Origin of the sequence: Desulfogranum marinum (genome assembly GCF_016918565.1) — a bacterium.
Classification (GTDB): Bacteria; Desulfobacterota; Desulfobulbia; order Desulfobulbales; family Desulfobulbaceae; genus Desulfogranum; species Desulfogranum marinum.
In genome coordinates this window covers 1-269 of the sequence record NZ_JAFFQD010000201.1, presented here as the reverse complement: position 1 = coordinate 269, position 269 = coordinate 1, and the positions used below count along the sequence as shown (strand labels likewise).

Below are 269 nucleotides of genomic sequence, written 5' to 3'. Positions count from 1 at the left end.
GTTTGCAAATATCGACTGCCACAGCTTGTTCAATTATGGAACTTCCCACATAATTCTGTAAACTACGCACCCCCTTTTCGGCGTAGCCTATTGTCTTCTCTGTGAGTTCTATAAGTTTTCTATATGGCTTCTGTCTTGCCTTATTATTCTTGGCATTTGTAATTTCCAGATTCCGTCGTTTTGCCGCCCGTCGATGGTTATGGAAGGATAACATGATCCCTGGCAGCCTTGTTTTCGCTTCATCAAGAAGTCTGGCCAGAACACGAACA

General features: G+C 43.5%; 1 pseudogene. It reads right to left on the bottom strand.

The annotated features are described in order from the left end of the window. Positions 1–269: pseudogene (locus JWH17_RS23495) on the bottom strand (hypothetical protein); the annotation flags it as partial.